The following is a 230-nucleotide window of genomic DNA, read 5'->3' as shown; positions in this document are numbered from 1 at the left end:
CCATGGTGGCGATCCGGTGGATGCTTTCGATGTGGTGGTTCCCTCGCTTCCCGGCTATGGGTTCTCGTCCGCGCCTGCAGACTCGGGCGTCGGATCACGGGCTATCGCCGGCCTTTGGCATGAACTGATGACATCACTCGGGTATGAGCGGTTTGGTGCGCAAGGCGGCGACATCGGCTCAGGCGTTTCCACGTAGTTGGCGCGGTTGTTTCCGGAGACGGTCCTCGGCG

1 protein-coding gene is annotated in these 230 nt (G+C 63.0%); it reads left to right on the top strand.

The features are described 5' to 3' along the window. The coding region (locus SB679_RS26545; protein WP_410705445.1) for an alpha/beta fold hydrolase at positions 1-196 on the top strand (196 nt) is incomplete at its 5' end. Positions 197-230: the final 34 nt, after the last annotated feature.

This window comes from Chryseobacterium sp. SIMBA_029, from assembly GCF_046535275.1.
Classification (GTDB): Bacteria; Bacteroidota; Bacteroidia; order Flavobacteriales; family Weeksellaceae; genus Chryseobacterium.
The sequence above is the reverse complement of the archived record's forward strand: the minus strand, read 5'-3'. Positions and strand labels throughout refer to the sequence as shown.